Source organism: Oxalicibacterium faecigallinarum, assembly GCF_014635705.1.
Classification (GTDB): Bacteria; Pseudomonadota; Gammaproteobacteria; order Burkholderiales; family Burkholderiaceae_D; genus Oxalicibacterium; species Oxalicibacterium faecigallinarum.
On record NZ_BMDI01000001.1, the window covers coordinates 1,207,486 to 1,222,290 of the forward strand.

14 protein-coding genes are annotated in these 14,805 nt (G+C 50.5%); 1 reads left to right on the forward strand and 13 read right to left on the reverse strand.

Annotated features, from left to right (window positions below; translation table 11 throughout):
• Positions 1–2: 2 nt before the first annotated feature.
• The 13 genes from IEV29_RS05855 to pstS form a co-directional block, all read right to left on the reverse strand.
• Positions 3–1,304 carry a CgeB family protein gene (locus IEV29_RS05855; protein ID WP_188380291.1) on the reverse strand — a complete coding sequence of 434 codons (1,302 nt, stop codon included), beginning with the start codon at positions 1,302–1,304 and terminating at the stop codon, positions 3–5.
• Positions 1,305–1,317: 13 nt separating this feature from the next.
• The gene (locus IEV29_RS05860) at positions 1,318–2,331 is read right to left on the reverse strand and encodes an NAD-dependent epimerase (RefSeq protein WP_188380292.1); all 1,014 of its coding nucleotides are present in this window, start codon (positions 2,329–2,331) and stop codon (positions 1,318–1,320) included.
• A gap of 244 nt (positions 2,332–2,575) precedes the next feature.
• The gene (locus tag IEV29_RS05865; RefSeq protein ID WP_188380293.1) at positions 2,576–2,833 is read right to left on the reverse strand and encodes a glycosyltransferase family protein; all 258 of its coding nucleotides are present in this window, start codon (positions 2,831–2,833) and stop codon (positions 2,576–2,578) included.
• A gap of 721 nt (positions 2,834–3,554) precedes the next feature.
• A complete protein-coding gene (locus tag IEV29_RS05870) occupies positions 3,555–4,157 on the reverse strand; it encodes a GDP-mannose 4,6-dehydratase (RefSeq protein WP_268234293.1) in 603 nt (200 codons plus the stop codon).
• Positions 4,158–4,166: 9 nt separating this feature from the next.
• The gene (locus tag IEV29_RS05875) at positions 4,167–4,517 is read right to left on the reverse strand and encodes a MarR family EPS-associated transcriptional regulator (protein ID WP_188380294.1); all 351 of its coding nucleotides are present in this window, start codon (positions 4,515–4,517) and stop codon (positions 4,167–4,169) included.
• Positions 4,518–4,587: 70 nt separating this feature from the next.
• The gene (locus IEV29_RS05880) at positions 4,588–5,754 is read right to left on the reverse strand and encodes a nucleotide sugar dehydrogenase (protein ID WP_188380295.1); all 1,167 of its coding nucleotides are present in this window, start codon (positions 5,752–5,754) and stop codon (positions 4,588–4,590) included.
• 151 nt (positions 5,755–5,905) lie between these two features.
• On the reverse strand, positions 5,906–7,186 hold the full coding sequence (phoR, locus tag IEV29_RS05885) for a phosphate regulon sensor histidine kinase PhoR (protein ID WP_188380296.1): 1,281 nt from the start codon (positions 7,184–7,186) through the stop codon (positions 5,906–5,908).
• 11 nt (positions 7,187–7,197) lie between these two features.
• A complete protein-coding gene (locus tag IEV29_RS05890; protein WP_188380297.1) occupies positions 7,198–7,890 on the reverse strand; it encodes a response regulator in 693 nt (230 codons plus the stop codon).
• A gap of 40 nt (positions 7,891–7,930) precedes the next feature.
• Positions 7,931–8,629: a phosphate signaling complex protein PhoU gene (gene phoU / locus IEV29_RS05895; RefSeq protein WP_188380298.1), complete on the reverse strand. Its 699-nt coding sequence runs from the start codon at positions 8,627–8,629 to the stop codon at positions 7,931–7,933.
• A gap of 30 nt (positions 8,630–8,659) precedes the next feature.
• Positions 8,660–9,445: a phosphate ABC transporter ATP-binding protein PstB gene (pstB, locus tag IEV29_RS05900; protein ID WP_188380299.1), complete on the reverse strand. Its 786-nt coding sequence runs from the start codon at positions 9,443–9,445 to the stop codon at positions 8,660–8,662.
• 14 nt (positions 9,446–9,459) lie between these two features.
• Positions 9,460–10,344 carry a phosphate ABC transporter permease PstA gene (gene pstA, locus IEV29_RS05905; RefSeq protein ID WP_229726251.1) on the reverse strand — a complete coding sequence of 295 codons (885 nt, stop codon included), beginning with the start codon at positions 10,342–10,344 and terminating at the stop codon, positions 9,460–9,462.
• Positions 10,341–11,333, reverse strand: a complete 993-nt coding sequence (pstC, locus tag IEV29_RS05910; protein WP_188381092.1) for a phosphate ABC transporter permease subunit PstC — start codon at positions 11,331–11,333, stop codon at positions 10,341–10,343. The genes pstA and pstC overlap by 4 nt, the downstream gene beginning before the upstream one ends.
• A gap of 161 nt (positions 11,334–11,494) precedes the next feature.
• On the reverse strand, positions 11,495–12,538 hold the full coding sequence (pstS, locus tag IEV29_RS05915) for a phosphate ABC transporter substrate-binding protein PstS (protein ID WP_188380300.1): 1,044 nt from the start codon (positions 12,536–12,538) through the stop codon (positions 11,495–11,497).
• A gap of 176 nt (positions 12,539–12,714) precedes the next feature.
• Here pstS and ppk1 point away from each other — a divergent pair, with 176 nt between their 5' ends.
• The gene (gene ppk1, locus IEV29_RS05920; protein ID WP_188381093.1) at positions 12,715–14,805 is read left to right on the forward strand and encodes a polyphosphate kinase 1; all 2,091 of its coding nucleotides are present in this window, start codon (positions 12,715–12,717) and stop codon (positions 14,803–14,805) included.

Genomic DNA, 14,805 nt, shown 5'->3' on the forward strand with positions numbered 1-14,805 from the left:
GATTACCCATTGGATTCGGGTATTGTCACTATTGGATCCTGCAAGCGATAGGTGTTCTCTCGGGTGAGGGTGAGGTTAAGAAAGGTATGGTGCAAACGGTTAAGCCAAGTATCACGCTTTAATACCATGGCATGCCCGGCAGCTGCGACAGACTCAAGCGCTTGCGGATGCGCGAGATAGTAGTGGATTTTAACGGCTGCTTCATCAGGCGTCATGTAACATTCGATCTCTACGCCTTCCTGATACAGCTTCAGCAAGTCTTGTGACCTGTGAGTCAGGTATAGCGCGCCTGACATGGGGGCATCAAAATCCCGTAGCTTAAGTGTAAACACGTCATCACAATAGCCAACGGTGCCTACGCCAAGAATAATGCGGGCACGCTTGAACAACGCGGCAGATTGCTCGGCTGTTGCAGGGCCATTTGGCCAGCCTGCACCATAGCATTCCACTTGAATGCCATGTTGAGCCAGGCCATCAATAATCTCTGCACGGATTCCGTATTTATTGCCGATGAAGAGCACGTCAATATCACGGGGAGCATCGGCATCGGGCTTAAACACGGAGGGGTCGCTCGCCAGTGGCCAGAAGATGGCCGGGCAGCCCTCAACTGCATACCAGGCACAGGTCTCGGAAGATGTGGTCAGTACTAGGTCTGTATGCTGTGCAAGTCCAACTGCGCCGAGCCTGACACCACTTCGATGAGACCAGTTATCTGGCAGTCTGTCATCCATTGAAATATTGATGACCGGTATTCCCATCGCCTGGACCTCTGCCAGGGCTTCTTGGGAGATGTAGTTTGCCCACATCTGTCCCATAAGCAGGTCAATCCCGCCATTTTTCCGGATTGACCCCAATTGACTCAGCAGCTGTTGATCATTGAGTTGAATGATCGCCGGGTCATAGACCTGCACTCGGCCATGCTCATCCTTGTACCACTGCCCATAGGTGCCAGTATGGTTGTAAAACTCGGTAACTTGAGCGTGTTGACGCAATGCTTGAAGAAAGCCTGACTCGTCTTGATCCCGGTTGGCACCTACCCAAAATATGCGTAATGGCATTTGTGGATGGATAGTGCGGCCTTGCCATCGGGTTTCAATGCGTTTCTGGGCTTCCAGCCAGGCAGAGTTTTCATCATAAACAATGGCTCGATCGGCGGAGAGTCCTGCATAGTGCGCATGAAGCTGGCATAAACCTTTCTTGAGTTTACGCGCCTTGATGATGCTGTTGATCCTGCCCAGGGTTGACAGGCGACGCGCCTGGTCCTTAGCTAGATCAAGATGGTATTTCAAGCGTCGGAAAAGCATGATCTGAATCGCGTTAAGCCTTTTGAGCCAAGTAATGACTCAAATACCATTCCACATATTGGGCGATACCGCTTTTGACCGGGGTGGTGGGGCGGTAATCAAACTGCGTTACCAAATCACTGACATCTGCATAGGTGTCAGGTACATCACCAGGTTGTAGTGGCAGTAAATCCAGCTTCGCTTTTTTATTCAATGCATCTTCAAGCGCATGAATGTAATCCATCAGTTCGATAGGCTGCTGATTGCCTATATTGTATATTTTCCAGGGGGCCAGGCTGCTGCCAGCATCAGGCTCTTCACCAGACCAGTCAGGGTTAGGCTGGGCTGGCCGGTCAATCACCCTGATAACACCCTCAACAATGTCATCGATATAGGTGAAGTCACGCCTGTGCTTGCCATAATTGAATACCTGGATATTGTCACCGGCAAGAATTGCTTTTGTGAATTTGAATAAAGCCATGTCTGGGCGCCCCCAGGGGCCATACACAGTGAAAAAGCGCAATCCAGTCGTTGGCAGGTTAAAAAGATGACTATAGCTATGAGCCATCAATTCATTGGATTTCTTGGTCGCTGCGTAAATACTAAGCGGGTGATCGACATTGTTATGCACTGAAAAAGGCATGCGAGTGTTTGCACCATACACGCTGGAACTGCTAGCGTACACAAGATGCTGAACGTTTTGACGTCGACACTCTTCAAGAACGTTTACAAAACCTGTCAAGTTACTCTCTGCATAAGCATGTGGATTTTTCAAAGAATAACGCACACCCGCCTGTGCAGCCAGGTGGACTACCCGATTAAATTCTTCACAATCAAAGAGATTAGACATAGCAGATCGGTCCGCAATATTCATCCGCTCGAATCGGAAGTTTGCATGGCTCAGTTGTGCGAGTCTTGCCACTTTCAATTGTGGATCATAGTAATCATTAAGATTGTCTATACCAACAACGATATCTCCCCGCGCCAACAACCTTTTTGTAACATGCATTCCGATAAAGCCAGCACAGCCTGTGACCAGTATTTTCATGCATGCCTCTGATTTTGCAGGTGTACAATTAAAAAATTTTTAGCCAAAAACTGATTTAGCTTATCTATTCGATAAAAATTTTTGTTGCAGAAAATAATCGAATGTTCAATGCAATATATGACATCAAGAAATATTTTTTTCATATATTTTACAATCCATCAAATAAAACAAAATAAATTTAAATTGGAAACTTAATTTTTAAACATTAATTTGGCAATTAATTTTCATTTCATATTTTAATTTTCTATTTATTTTTTATTATTTTAAATAACGAATTAAATCTATTTTTCCATGTATGTTCTCTCGCAGCACGTACTCTTCTTGCCGCAGCAATTTTTTCACACTCAACATTATTTATTAGATACCATTTTACGTTAGCAACACAGTCTTCAATATCTCTATACGTTTCTATTTCTTTCCCAATTTCGTAAAGATCATGCAAATCCAAATTATCATGATTTAAATAAAAACTTCCCGACATTGGAGCATCAAAATCACGCATTTAAGTGCATAAAAATCTGAACAATGTCCTATTGCTCTAACTCCCAAAAAAATTTTTGATTGTGCAAATAATCGTGGCACGTCTTCAGTAGGCACTTCCCCCCCGCCCCCTTGTATACGATCTCCCCAAAACTGATGTCGATCGTCCATACCAATATTTACAATCAATGTTCCATAAGTGCAGCGAATTTCATCGAACACTTGGGGATCAATAAAACTTGTCCATGTTTGAGCTATGAGAATATCCGGCATCATGCCTGATTTCGAAAAATTTACAAAAATTTCGCGCAGTCTCTGAGTATCAGTAGAACGCCGTTCAGCCGGCGAACCTGGATTATTTTGACCATAACTGCCATCTGCACGAGTAAAGCAAATCCCCTAATTTTTCTATGGCTTGCAACGTCCCGCTGCGGTCTTGCTGCTCATCCGTTCCAAGAAAAAAGATCGTCAATAGACGATCTTTTTTCAATCGCGGTACAGATATTTCTCGAGAAAAGGCTTTAACTACATACTGAGAAAACGTAGTTTCGTAACTATATTTTGTGTTACGGCACTTCAACCATGCATTGATTGCGATCAATATATTGCTGCGTTTGAGAAATCCCTTAATCACCCAAAATTCTTTTAGTTGTTAATGCAAACTCTCTCATATATAAATTTTTTATGTTATATACTGCCACTCGAAATAACTAAGATCGTCGGTCTTTTGAGTATTTAGCACTTTAAAATAAAATCACAAAAAAACAATCAGCATATAAAAATGACAAACTCCAATCACCGGTGGGAGTAAGTTCTTTCATTTTAAAATATCGTTTTGTTAAATGATATTCGCGATAGTTGACCGTGATCCAGTAAGCGTAAAGTTTAGCAACCGCGTAAGGACTGCGCGGGTAAAAAACGGCGTGGTTTCCTTTTGCGGGACTTCCTGTACTAGACCCCGACAGTTCAGAAGTTGATGCTTGGTAGAACTTGGTCTTTTTCTCCAAACCGAGAATACGGATGGCTTCCAAGATACGCAGCGCACCCAAGTTAGCCGTGTATTCCGGCTCTTCGAACGAAACGGCAACATGACTTTGCGCAGCAAGGTTATAAATTTCGTCTGGTTGTACTTTCTGGATAATCCGAGTCAGGCTCGACGAATCCGTCATATCGCCATGGTGCAAATAGAAAGGTTTTCCGGTTTCATGCACATCATTGAAAAGATGATCAATACGAGCCGTATTAAAAAATGAACTACGGCGCTTAATGCCGTGCACTTCATACTCCTTATCCAGTAATAGTTCAGCCAAGTAAGCACCATCTTGGCCTGTCACACCAGCAATCAATGCAATTTTTTACTCATAAGAAGTAGTGTCTTTATTATTTTCGTGCCGAAGATCGCTGCGCAGTAACTCGATTTCTCTTTTTAGAGACTCGTACTCTAGAATTTTATGTTTCAGGAAACGAAGCGTAATTTCTGCTTTTTCCTCCAACCCTTTCGGGGTCAAAAGATACATATAGGCAAGCTTATTACTACTATCTTTGAAATTACTGATTTTTAAAACACCGACATCGACGAGCGCCTTCAGACAATAATTAACTTTGCCGAGGCTGATGTCGAGCTTCGCTGCAAGATCTCTCTGACTAAGAGAAGGATCTTGTTCAAGCAATTTGAGGATTTTGTAGCGATACTCGTCTGTCAACATGCCGCAGCCAGCGTTCAACAATTGAACGCTATTCTAACGTACGGCATGTTCTATAGACAAATGTTAGAATTTAATCTTTACCAAAAAGATCGCGGGTATAGACCTTATCGGCCACATCATGTAATTCCATAACCAACCGATTACTGACAATCAAGTCTGCGCGTTTTTTAAAATCGTCGAGGTCATTTACGACTGGTGAGCGGAAGAATTCCAAATCTTCAAGTACGGGCTCATAAACAATAACCTCAACACCTTTCGCTTTCACACGCTTCATAATCCCTTGGATACTCGAAGCGCGGAAGTTATCTGAGCCCGCCTTCATGATCAATCGATAGATACCAACGACCTTTGGATTCTTGCGCACAATCGCATCAGCGATGAAATCCTTGCGCGTCGTATTGGCATCTACAATCGCGCGAATCAGGCTTTGCGGCACTTGCGAATAGTTGGCCAGCAACTGCTTGGTATCTTTCGGCAAGCAATAGCCCCCATAACCAAACGACGGATTGTTATAGTGATTGCCGATACGAGGGTCGAGCGAAACCCCTTCGATGATCTGACGCGTATTCAACCCATGTGCCGCAGCGTACGAATCTAGCTCATTGAAGTAGGCCACGCGCATGGCAAGGTAGGTATTGGAGAACAGCTTGACGGCTTCTGCTTCGGTGGAGTCCGTGAACATCACCGGCGCATTCTTTTCGACTGCACCTTCGACCAGCAAATCGGCAAAGACCTTCGCACGCTCCGACTGTTCACCAACGATGATCCGTGATGGATGCAGGTTATCGTACAGCGCCTTTCCCTCACGCAGGAATTCAGGAGAAAAGAGGATATTGTCACAGTTGAACTTGCTCTTGACGCTGACTGTGTATCCAACAGGCACGGTCGACTTGATGACCATCACCGCCTTGGGATTAACGCTATTGACCGCTTCAATCACAGATTCGACTGATTTGGTATTGAAGTAGTTAGTTTCAACGTCGTAATCCGTCGGCGTTGCGATGACGACAAAATCGGCATTGCCATAACCTTCGCTTTTATCTGTAGTCGCTTTTAGATTCAGTTTTTTATGTGCGAGAAAATATTCGATTTCAGGATCGGCAATCGGCGACTGCCCACGATTGACCTGATCAACGCGCTCTGGATCAATATCAACAGCCACCACTTCGTGACGCTGTGCCAGCAATACTGCGATGGACATCCCGACATAACCAGTTCCGGCAACGGCAATCTTCATGTCAATTCCTTCAATTTAAATTGCGCTCGACACATTCAAGAATGCACCGAATATAGTTATCAATTTTGCACTATTTTTTACGCAAAAGTCAACGTGATGACACTACGGAATCGTTACAAGATGTACCAGAGTGGACGTGAATGTTCGGTAATTAACTTTGCCGGAAGAAAGCGGAGAACGTGCTGCCCTTACCTTCCTCCGATTCAATCGCCAGCGTTGCCTTATGGCGCAAAAGTACGTGCTTGACGATTGCCAAGCCGAGTCCAGTACCCTGTGTTTCGCGGGAACGACTCTTATCCACGCGATAGAAGCGCTCAGTAAGACGCGCGATGTGTTCGGCGCGAATACCGATCCCACTGTCTTGCACCGAGAATTGCGGACCTTTTTCCGTCTGCTGCCACTTGATGTGGATGTGACCGCCTTCAGGCGTATAACGGATCGCGTTGGTGACGAGATTACCGAAGGCGCTGCGCAGCTCATCGGTATTGCCTTCAATATTCGGGCCGTCGAGCGCGAGCGTGATTGTGTGACGACCGCCAGACAATGCGTTGGCTTCCCGCAGCAACTGGTCGAGCAGATTGCAAATATTGACCTGCTCAGTACGCAACGGATAGTCGATCGATTCCAAGCGCGTCAAAGTCAGCATGTCTTCGATCAGATTCTGCATGCGCTGTCCCTGTTCGATCATCAGTTTCAAATGGGACATGCGAATCGACTGTTCCAGATCCGGCTGTGCCTGTGCGATCTCCAGAAAGCCGTTAATGACCGTCAGCGGTGTACGCAACTCATGCGAAGCATTGGCGATGAAGTCGCGGCGCATCATGTCGATACGTTCGCTGTCCGTCACGTCATGCGTCACCAGAATCTGGCGTCGGTTTTCAAAGGGGATGATCTGGACAACCAGTTTTCGGTCTTTGACATTCAGCGTCAACGGCTGTTCATAGCGACCAAGGATGATGTAGTCGATAAAAGCCGGATCGCGAATCAAGTTGGTCACGCGCATACCCTTATCGCGTGTATTGCTCAGACCAAGATGCTTTTCCGCCGTCGGATTGCACCATTCAAGGAACAGCACATCATCCATGATGGCGACACCGTCAGGCAACAGACTCATCGCCTGACGGAAGCGTGTCAACCACTCGCCGAGCTCCTTGCGGTTGCGCTCGTCATCACGACGCAGCCGATACAAACGCGAAAACACATCGGTCCACGCGCCCCAGCCATCTGGTAATTTTTCGCTGTCCGGGTGATCCAGCCAGCCGCTCAGCAGATACAAATACTTGAGCTGCACGATGACCAGCACCAACAGAAACAGCAATCCGGCGGCAAAGCCCGCTGTCAAACCGAAGAAGTAGCCGATCACTGCGGCCGCCAGCAGCACAAATGTCAGGCGTAAAGCCGCAGGGACCCAAAACAGCAATTGTGGATTCATCGAGCGTCCGGTTATTTCTCGGAAAGCATATAGCCTACACTGCGCACGGTCTTGATCAGCGATTCTGCCTCTTTCAACGCTTTACGCAAACGTAAGACGTGCACGTCCACCGTGCGCTCCTCGATCACAACGTGGTCACCCCACACTTTATCCAGCAACTGATTGCGTGAGAACACGCGCTCGGGATGCGCCAGCAAGAACTTGAGCAGCTTGAATTCGGCATGGCCGATGTCGATCTTCTCGCTGTTCAGACTCACCGTGCAACTGACGGGATCGAGGCTGATCGCACCGGCAGTCATCAAGGTTTGCGAATGTTCCGGCGTCTTGCGACGCAGCAGTGCATTGATGCGCGCCGTCAGTTCACGCGGTGAGAAAGGCTTGGTAACGTAATCATCGGCACCATTGTCTAGGCCGGCGATCTTGTCCTCTTCCATGCTCTTGGCCGTCAACATGATAATCGGCAGCTCGTTGAACTGGCGATCACCACGAATGCGCGACAGCAAACGCAAACCGCTCTGATCCGGCAGCATCCAGTCAAGCAGAATCAGTTGCGGCAGACGTTGCTGCAGAAAGTCCCATGCTTCTCCTGCTGTCTGTGCAGACACGACATTCCAGCCTGCGCCTTTGAGCGTAAAGGTCACAAGCTCGATGATCGGCGGTTCGTCTTCGACAATCAGGATTGTCGGTTTATCGGCACTTGCCATATTGTCTTCAGTATCCTTCCATGCGCTAGTCTGCCAGTAATCAATCTGCCAACTGCGCTGCTGCGTAATCGGTGTGGCGGATATCCTTGCCCTCGACGATGTAGATCACGTACTCCGCAATGTTCTTTGCATGATCGCCGATGCGTTCGATCGCCTTCGCAACCCACAAGGTATCCAGTGCGCTGGAGATGGTGCGTGGATCTTCCATCATGAAGGTAATCAGGTTACGCATCACCGACCGGAACTCATGGTCAACTACCGCATCTTCCGCGATCAGGCGAATCGCCTGCTTGTCATCGAGACGGGCGAAAGCGTCCAGTGCATCATGCAGCATTTTACCGGCGCTGGCCGCCATCACACGCACATTTTCATAGTGATTGACGGTGGCCAGACCGCGTTCGCTGATGGCCTTGGCCGCACGAGCAATCTTGGTCGATTCATCACCGATACGCTCCAGATCCGTAATGACCTTGATGGTCGCCATCACGGTACGCAGATCGTTTGCCGCCGGTTGACGTTTGACAATCAGATGGCTGCAGGCATCGTCAAGCGATACCTCGAGATTGTTGACGTTCTCGTCGGATTTGATGATTTGATCGGCTTGCGCAACGTTACCACTGCGGAAGGCAATCATCGCATCCTGAAACTGGCTTTCGACCAGACCGCCCATCAGCAGGACCTTGGAGCGGATGGTTTCCAGATCCATGTCGTATTGCTTGGAAGAGTGTTCGCCTGACATCGTTGTTCTCCTGAATATTCTGATTGCCGATCAGCCGAAGCGACCGGTGATGTAGTCCTGGGTATCTTTCTTGGCCGGATTCATGAAGATCTGATCGGTTTCGCCAAACTCCACCAGCTCACCCAGATACATGTAGGCGGTGTAGTCCGAGCAACGCGCCGCCTGTTGCATGTTGTGCGTCACGATCGCGATCGTGTAATCACCCTTGAGTTCACTGATCAGCTCTTCAATCTTGGCAGTCGAGATCGGGTCCAGCGCCGAGGTCGGCTCATCCAGCAACAGCACATCCGGCTTGACGGCTACACCGCGTGCGATACACAGACGTTGTTGCTGACCGCCGGAAAGGCTCAGGCCGCTCTTGTTCAGTTTGTCCTTCACTTCGGTCCACAGTGCGGCTTTGTTGAGTGCCCATTCGACGCGCTCATCCATCTCGCCTTTCGGCAGGTTTTCATACAAGCGCACACCAAACGCGATGTTGTCGTAGATCGACATCGGGAACGGCGTTGGTTTTTGAAACACCATGCCCACCTTGGCGCGCAGCATGTTGACGTCCTGACCAGGCTCGAGAATATTGCTGCCGTGGTAGAGAATCTTGCCTTCGGCGCGCTGCCCCGGATACAAGTCATACATACGGTTGAAGGTACGCAGCAGCGTCGATTTTCCGCAACCGGATGGACCGATGAACGCGGTGACCTTCTTGTCCTGAATATCCAGATTGATATTCTTCAGACCCTGAAAATTACCGTAGTAAAAATTGAGATTCTGAATTTCGAGCGTTTTCTTGTTGATCATGTTCATGGAGGTTTGAGTAGTCATGGCCTGGCCTCGAATCAATGTTGGTTTTTCTGTTTGAACAGCGAACGTGACAGGATGTTGAGCGCCAGCACACTAAAGGTAATCAGCAACGCACCACCCCATGCCAGATCGCGCCAGTTGTCATAGGGGCTCATCGCAAATTGGTAGATCACAACCGGCAGGTTGGCCATCGGTGCGTTCATGTTGCTGCTGTAGAACTGGTTATTCAGCGCGGTAAAGAGCAGTGGCGCGGTTTCACCAGAGATGCGTGCCACCGCCAGCAAAACGCCGGTGATAACGCCAGCCTTGACCGCACGCAGACGGACAAAGGTGGCGACGCGCCAGCGTGGCGCACCCAGGGCAAATGCGGCTTCGCGCAGGCTGGTCGGCACCAGATTCAACATGTTGTCTGTCGTGCGTACCACTACTGGAATCGCGATCAGCGAAATCGCAAAGCTGCCCGCCCAACCGGAGAAGTGTTTGACGTTGGCAACGTAGATTGCATAGATAAACAAACCGATCACGATCGATGGTGCCGACAGCATGATGTCGGTCACGAAGCGTGTGACTTTAGCGAAGAGGCTGACTTCACCATATTCCGCCAGATAGATTCCGGCAAAGATGCCGATCGGTGTACTGATGAAGGTTGCCGCGCCGACCATCAGCAGGCTGCCGACAATCGCATTCATCAAACCGCCACCCTCACTACCAGGTGCAGGCGTCGTTTGCGTGAAGATGTTCCAGCCGATCGCCCCGATTCCTTTCGAGACCAGGGTAACCAGAATCCAGCCTAGGAAGAACAGACCTAATACCATTGCCAGGAACGACAGCGTGATCCCAACGCGGTGAATCAGCAGACGACGGCGATAGACCGGATTGGTGGATGCGGATTGCATCATGTTCATGTTATCGGCGCTCATTTTGCACCCTCCTTGCGCGACATCCCGAGCAGCATCAGTTTGGCAGCCGACAGCACGAGGAAAGTAATGAGGAACAGAATCAGACCGAGTGCGAACAGCGACGAAACGTGCAGCACGGTTTCGGCTTCTGCGAATTCGTTGGCGAGTGTCGACGCAATACTGTTGCCGGCTGCGAACAGCGACCACGACAATTTGTGCGCGTTACCGATGACAAAGGTAATCGCCATGGTTTCACCCAGTGCACGTCCCAGTCCCAGCATCACGCCTCCGACCACACCGATACGGGTGTACGGCAACACAATCTTGCGCACCACTTCCCACTTGGTGCAGCCCATTGCGTAAGCCGACTCTTTCAATACCGGCGGCACGATCTCGAACACATCGCGCATGACCGAAGCAATGAACGGAATAATCATGACGGCGAGGATGATGCCGGCAGCCAGAATGCCGATACCCATCTGTGGGCCGCGGAACAGTTCACCAATGACGGGCAGTTGGCCCAGCGTCGCAGCCAATGCTGGCTGGATGTAATCGGAAAACAGGGGCGCAAAGACGAACAGGCCCCACATACCGTAGATGATGCTCGGCACACCGGCCAGCAACTCGACCGCCGTACCCAGTGGACGTTTGAGCCACGCCGGGCAGATTTCGGTCAGGAACAGGGCAATACCGAAGCTGATCGGAAACGCGATCAGGAGCGCGAGAAATGACGTCACCAGCGTGCCGACGATCGCAATCGCCGCGCCGTACTGGTCATTGACGGGATCCCATTCCACACTGGTGAGGAACGGCAATCCGAATTCCTTCAGTGCCGGCCATGCACCGATCATCAGCGAGGCAATAATGCCCAGCAGGACCAGCAACACGCTCAGCGCGAAGATGAAAGTAATCTTGTGAAACAGAAAATCCTGTACCCGCTGGCGGCGCATGGTCGCCATGAGCGCCTTGCCGAAGGCGGCTTCTCGTTGGGCGTTGGTATCTTGCGTCATCATGGATTCGGATAAGGATGTTGGATTTGCACTCATATTCTTTTTTGTCAGAAGGGGCTGCCGCCCTGCGATGCCGTTATCGGCATCCTCATTGCGACAGCCCTTGCAACTTCATTCAAACAGCGCGTGTTTTTTAAATCCATTCGCTGCGAGAACCGCACTTACCAAACTGCTTTGCCGGATGCATCCTTGACGTTTGCCTTCCATGCATCGGTCACCATCTTGACGACCGGTGCCGGCATTGCCACATAGTCCAGTTCGGATGCAGCAGCACCACCGTTTTTGTACGCCCAGTCAAAGAAGGCCAGAACTTCCTTGGTGCGCTCCGCCGAAGCAGCCGCTTTGTGGATCAGGATGAAAGATGCACCCGTGATCGGCCAGCTGTCTTTGCCTGGCTGATTGGTCAGCACAACACCCATGCCTGGCGCTTTTGCCCATTCGGCACCGGCAGCCGCAGCTTTGAACGTGCTGTCATCTGGCTGAACGAAGTTGCCGGCACTGTTTTTCAGCTGGGTGTGTGACATTTTGTTTTTCTTGGCGTATGCATATTCAACGTAACCGATCGAACCTTTGATACGTTGGACGTTGGCTGCAACACCTTCGTTACCCTTGCCGCCCACGCCGACTGGCCATTTCACGGCAGTACCAGCGCCCACACCGTCCTTGAATGCCGGTACGGTTTTCGACAGGAAGTCGGTCCACAGGAAGGTGGTACCCGAACCATCCGAACGGTGAACAACGGTGATGTCTGCATCCGCCAGTTTCACGCCTGGGTTCAACGCGGTGATCTTGCCATCGTTCCATTTGGTGATTTTGCCGAGGTAGATGTCAGCAACAATTTCCGGCGTGAATTTCAGTTGACCTGGAGCAACGCCGTCCAGATTGACGATAGGCACAACGCCACCCATGATGGCCGGGAACTGCAGCAGGCCTTCTGCTTCCAGTTCTTCTGCTTTCAGCGGCATATCGGACGCGCCGAAATCAACGGTCTTTGCCTTGATTTGCTTGATGCCGCCGCCGGAGCCGATCGACTGATAGTTCAGGCCGGTGCCGGTTGCTGCTTTGTAGGTTTCTGCCCATTTGGAATAAATTGGGTATGGGAAGGTCGCGCCAGCGCCGGTAATATCAGCGGCCACAGCGGACGACAGTGCCATTGCTGCAGTTGCAGCGATAACGGCGGACTTGATGAGGTGATTCAATCGCATAACTGCTCCTTAGGGTTGACTAACAAGACAGGGCGAACTGTATCTACCAAATATGACAGCTTTATGACTTTTGAAAAAAGCTGTCATAAAGTGCAAAACGGACACAAAACGTGTCATCAAGCTGTCATATTGACTACATAGACTCTGGAAACCACATTATGGCCAAAGTCCGAAAAATGCTAAAAAAAGCCGTTCCGCAGCCCGTTCCACCCAAGAGCGCCCTGTTTCTGAATCGTGAATTGTCACAACTGGCATTCAACCGCCGCGTCCTCGCGCAAGCAGAAAATCCGGCGGTCCCTTTGCTTGAGCGTCTGAAATATTTATGTATTGTCAGCAGCAATATTGACGAACTGTTTGAAGTACGGATTGCCAGCCTGCTCGCCAATAACCATATGGATGGCGAAAGGATCGAGGAAACGCCTGCGCTGTCAGCCGCGCTGGCAGCAGCCGGTGCCGAATGTCATCAAATCGTTGAGCGGCAGTATCGTGTCCTGAACGAAACCGTGCTGCCGCAGCTGGCGCAGCAAGGCGTGCATTTATTACGCGATCAGGATCGTAACGATGCACAACGCGCATGGGTCAAATCCTATTTCGACCGGGAAGTCCGGCCCTTACTGACGCCAATCGGTCTGGATCTGGCACATCCGTTTCCGCAGGTGATTAACAAGAGTCTCAATTTCATTGTCGAGCTGTCCGGCAAGGATGCATTCGGGCGTGGCACGGCGATTGCCATCGTAAAGGCGCCACGCGTATTGCCACGCGTGATCCGTCTGCCGGATGAACTATCCAAGGACGGCGTTTCCTTCTGCCTGCTGTCCTCGGTCATTCACGCGCATATCAACGACTTGTTTACCGGACGCGAGGTACTGGCATATTCACAATTCCGTGTGACGCGTAACAGCGATCTGTGGGTCGATGAAGAAGAGGTCAAGAATCTGCGTCAGGCATTGCAGGGCGAGCTGCAAAGCCGCAATTTTGGCGTGGCTGTGCGACTGGAAGTCGCAAAGAACTGCCCGCCCCACCTATCCAGATTTCTGCTCGAACAATTCTCGATCGACGACAATCGTCTGTACGCCGTTGATGGTCCGGTCAATCTGGTTCGCCTGTCGGAACTGATCGATCATGTCACCAAACCGGAACTGCGCTTTCCACCGTACGTTCCGGCTTATCCGCCCAAGCTGGCCAATACCGATCTGTTTGCCACCATCCGCAAACACGATGTCTTGCTGCATCATCCGTTCCAGTCATTCCAGCCTGTGCTGGAGTTCATCCGCGATGCCGCACATGATCCGGACGTCGTTGCGATCAAGCAGACCATCTATCGCACCGGTATGAACTCCGATCTGATGGAATCGCTGATCTACGCGGCGCAGCATGGCAAGGAAGTGACTGTCATTGTCGAACTGATGGCACGCTTTGATGAAGAAGCCAACATCAACTGGGCAGACCGCCTGGAGCGCGCCGGCGCGCAAGTCGTGTATGGCGTGGTCGGACTGAAAACCCATGCCAAACTGGCACTGGTGATCCGCCGCGAAGACAGCAAGTTCCGCTATTACGCGCATCTGGGTACGGGTAACTATCATCCGAGCACGACCAAGTTTTATACCGACTTTGGTTTGCTGACGGCGAACCCGGCCATCGCCACCGAGGTCAACGAGATATTCATCCATCTCACCAGCCTGACCAAACCCAAAAAACTGGAAAAACTCTGGCTGGCACCCTTTGCGCTGCACAAGGAATTCATCAAGGCGATCGACAACGAAGCCCGCATTGCGCGCGCTGGCCGGCCGGCACGCATCATCGCCAAGATGAACGCACTGCTGGATGAGTCCGTGATTCGCGCGCTCTACGCTGCATCGGCCGATGGCGTCAAAATCGATCTGATCGTGCGCGGCGCCTGCGCCTTGCGCCCCGGTGTCCCCGGCCTGTCCGAAAACATCAAGGTCCGCGCCATCGTTGGTCGTTTTCTCGAACACAGCCGCATCTACTACTTCCGCAACGATCTGGCACATGACGTGTATCTGTCGAGCGCCGACTGGATGAACCGTAACCTGTTCCGCCGTATTGAAGTCGCCTTCCCGATCCTCGATTCCGCGCTAAAGAAACGGGTGATCAATGAAGGGCTGCAACCTTATCTGAAAGATACAGTCAACGCATGGGATCTGGATGCCAATGGCGTCTACAGAAATCGCAAGCCGCGCGGCAAGCTTGCGCCCTTCTGCGCGCAAGCGTGGCTGATGCAATTGCACGGCAATTCTACGGAGTAA

Bases quoted from the DNA above. Each gene is read 5' to 3' on its own strand.
- pstA (WP_229726251.1), bottom strand. From the start codon at position 10,344: ATGAGCGCCGATAACATGAACATGATGCAATCCGCATCCACCAATCCG.
- pstS (WP_188380300.1), bottom strand. From the start codon at position 12,538: ATGCGATTGAATCACCTCATCAAGTCCGCCGTTATCGCTGCAACTGCA.
- pstB (WP_188380299.1), bottom strand. From the start codon at position 9,445: ATGACTACTCAAACCTCCATGAACATGATCAACAAGAAAACGCTCGAA.
- phoR (WP_188380296.1), bottom strand. From the start codon at position 7,186: ATGAATCCACAATTGCTGTTTTGGGTCCCTGCGGCTTTACGCCTGACA.
- phoU (WP_188380298.1), bottom strand. From the start codon at position 8,629: ATGTCAGGCGAACACTCTTCCAAGCAATACGACATGGATCTGGAAACC.
- IEV29_RS05860 (WP_188380292.1), bottom strand. From the start codon at position 2,331: ATGAAAATACTGGTCACAGGCTGTGCTGGCTTTATCGGAATGCATGTT.
- IEV29_RS05855 (WP_188380291.1), bottom strand. From the start codon at position 1,304: ATGCTTTTCCGACGCTTGAAATACCATCTTGATCTAGCTAAGGACCAG.
- IEV29_RS05865 (WP_188380293.1), bottom strand. From the start codon at position 2,833: ATGCGTGATTTTGATGCTCCAATGTCGGGAAGTTTTTATTTAAATCAT.
- pstC (WP_188381092.1), bottom strand. From the start codon at position 11,333: ATGACGCAAGATACCAACGCCCAACGAGAAGCCGCCTTCGGCAAGGCG.
- IEV29_RS05890 (WP_188380297.1), bottom strand. From the start codon at position 7,890: ATGGCAAGTGCCGATAAACCGACAATCCTGATTGTCGAAGACGAACCG.
- IEV29_RS05875 (WP_188380294.1), bottom strand. From the start codon at position 4,517: ATGTTGACAGACGAGTATCGCTACAAAATCCTCAAATTGCTTGAACAA.
- ppk1 (WP_188381093.1), top strand. From the start codon at position 12,715: ATGCTAAAAAAAGCCGTTCCGCAGCCCGTTCCACCCAAGAGCGCCCTG.
- IEV29_RS05880 (WP_188380295.1), bottom strand. From the start codon at position 5,754: ATGAAGATTGCCGTTGCCGGAACTGGTTATGTCGGGATGTCCATCGCA.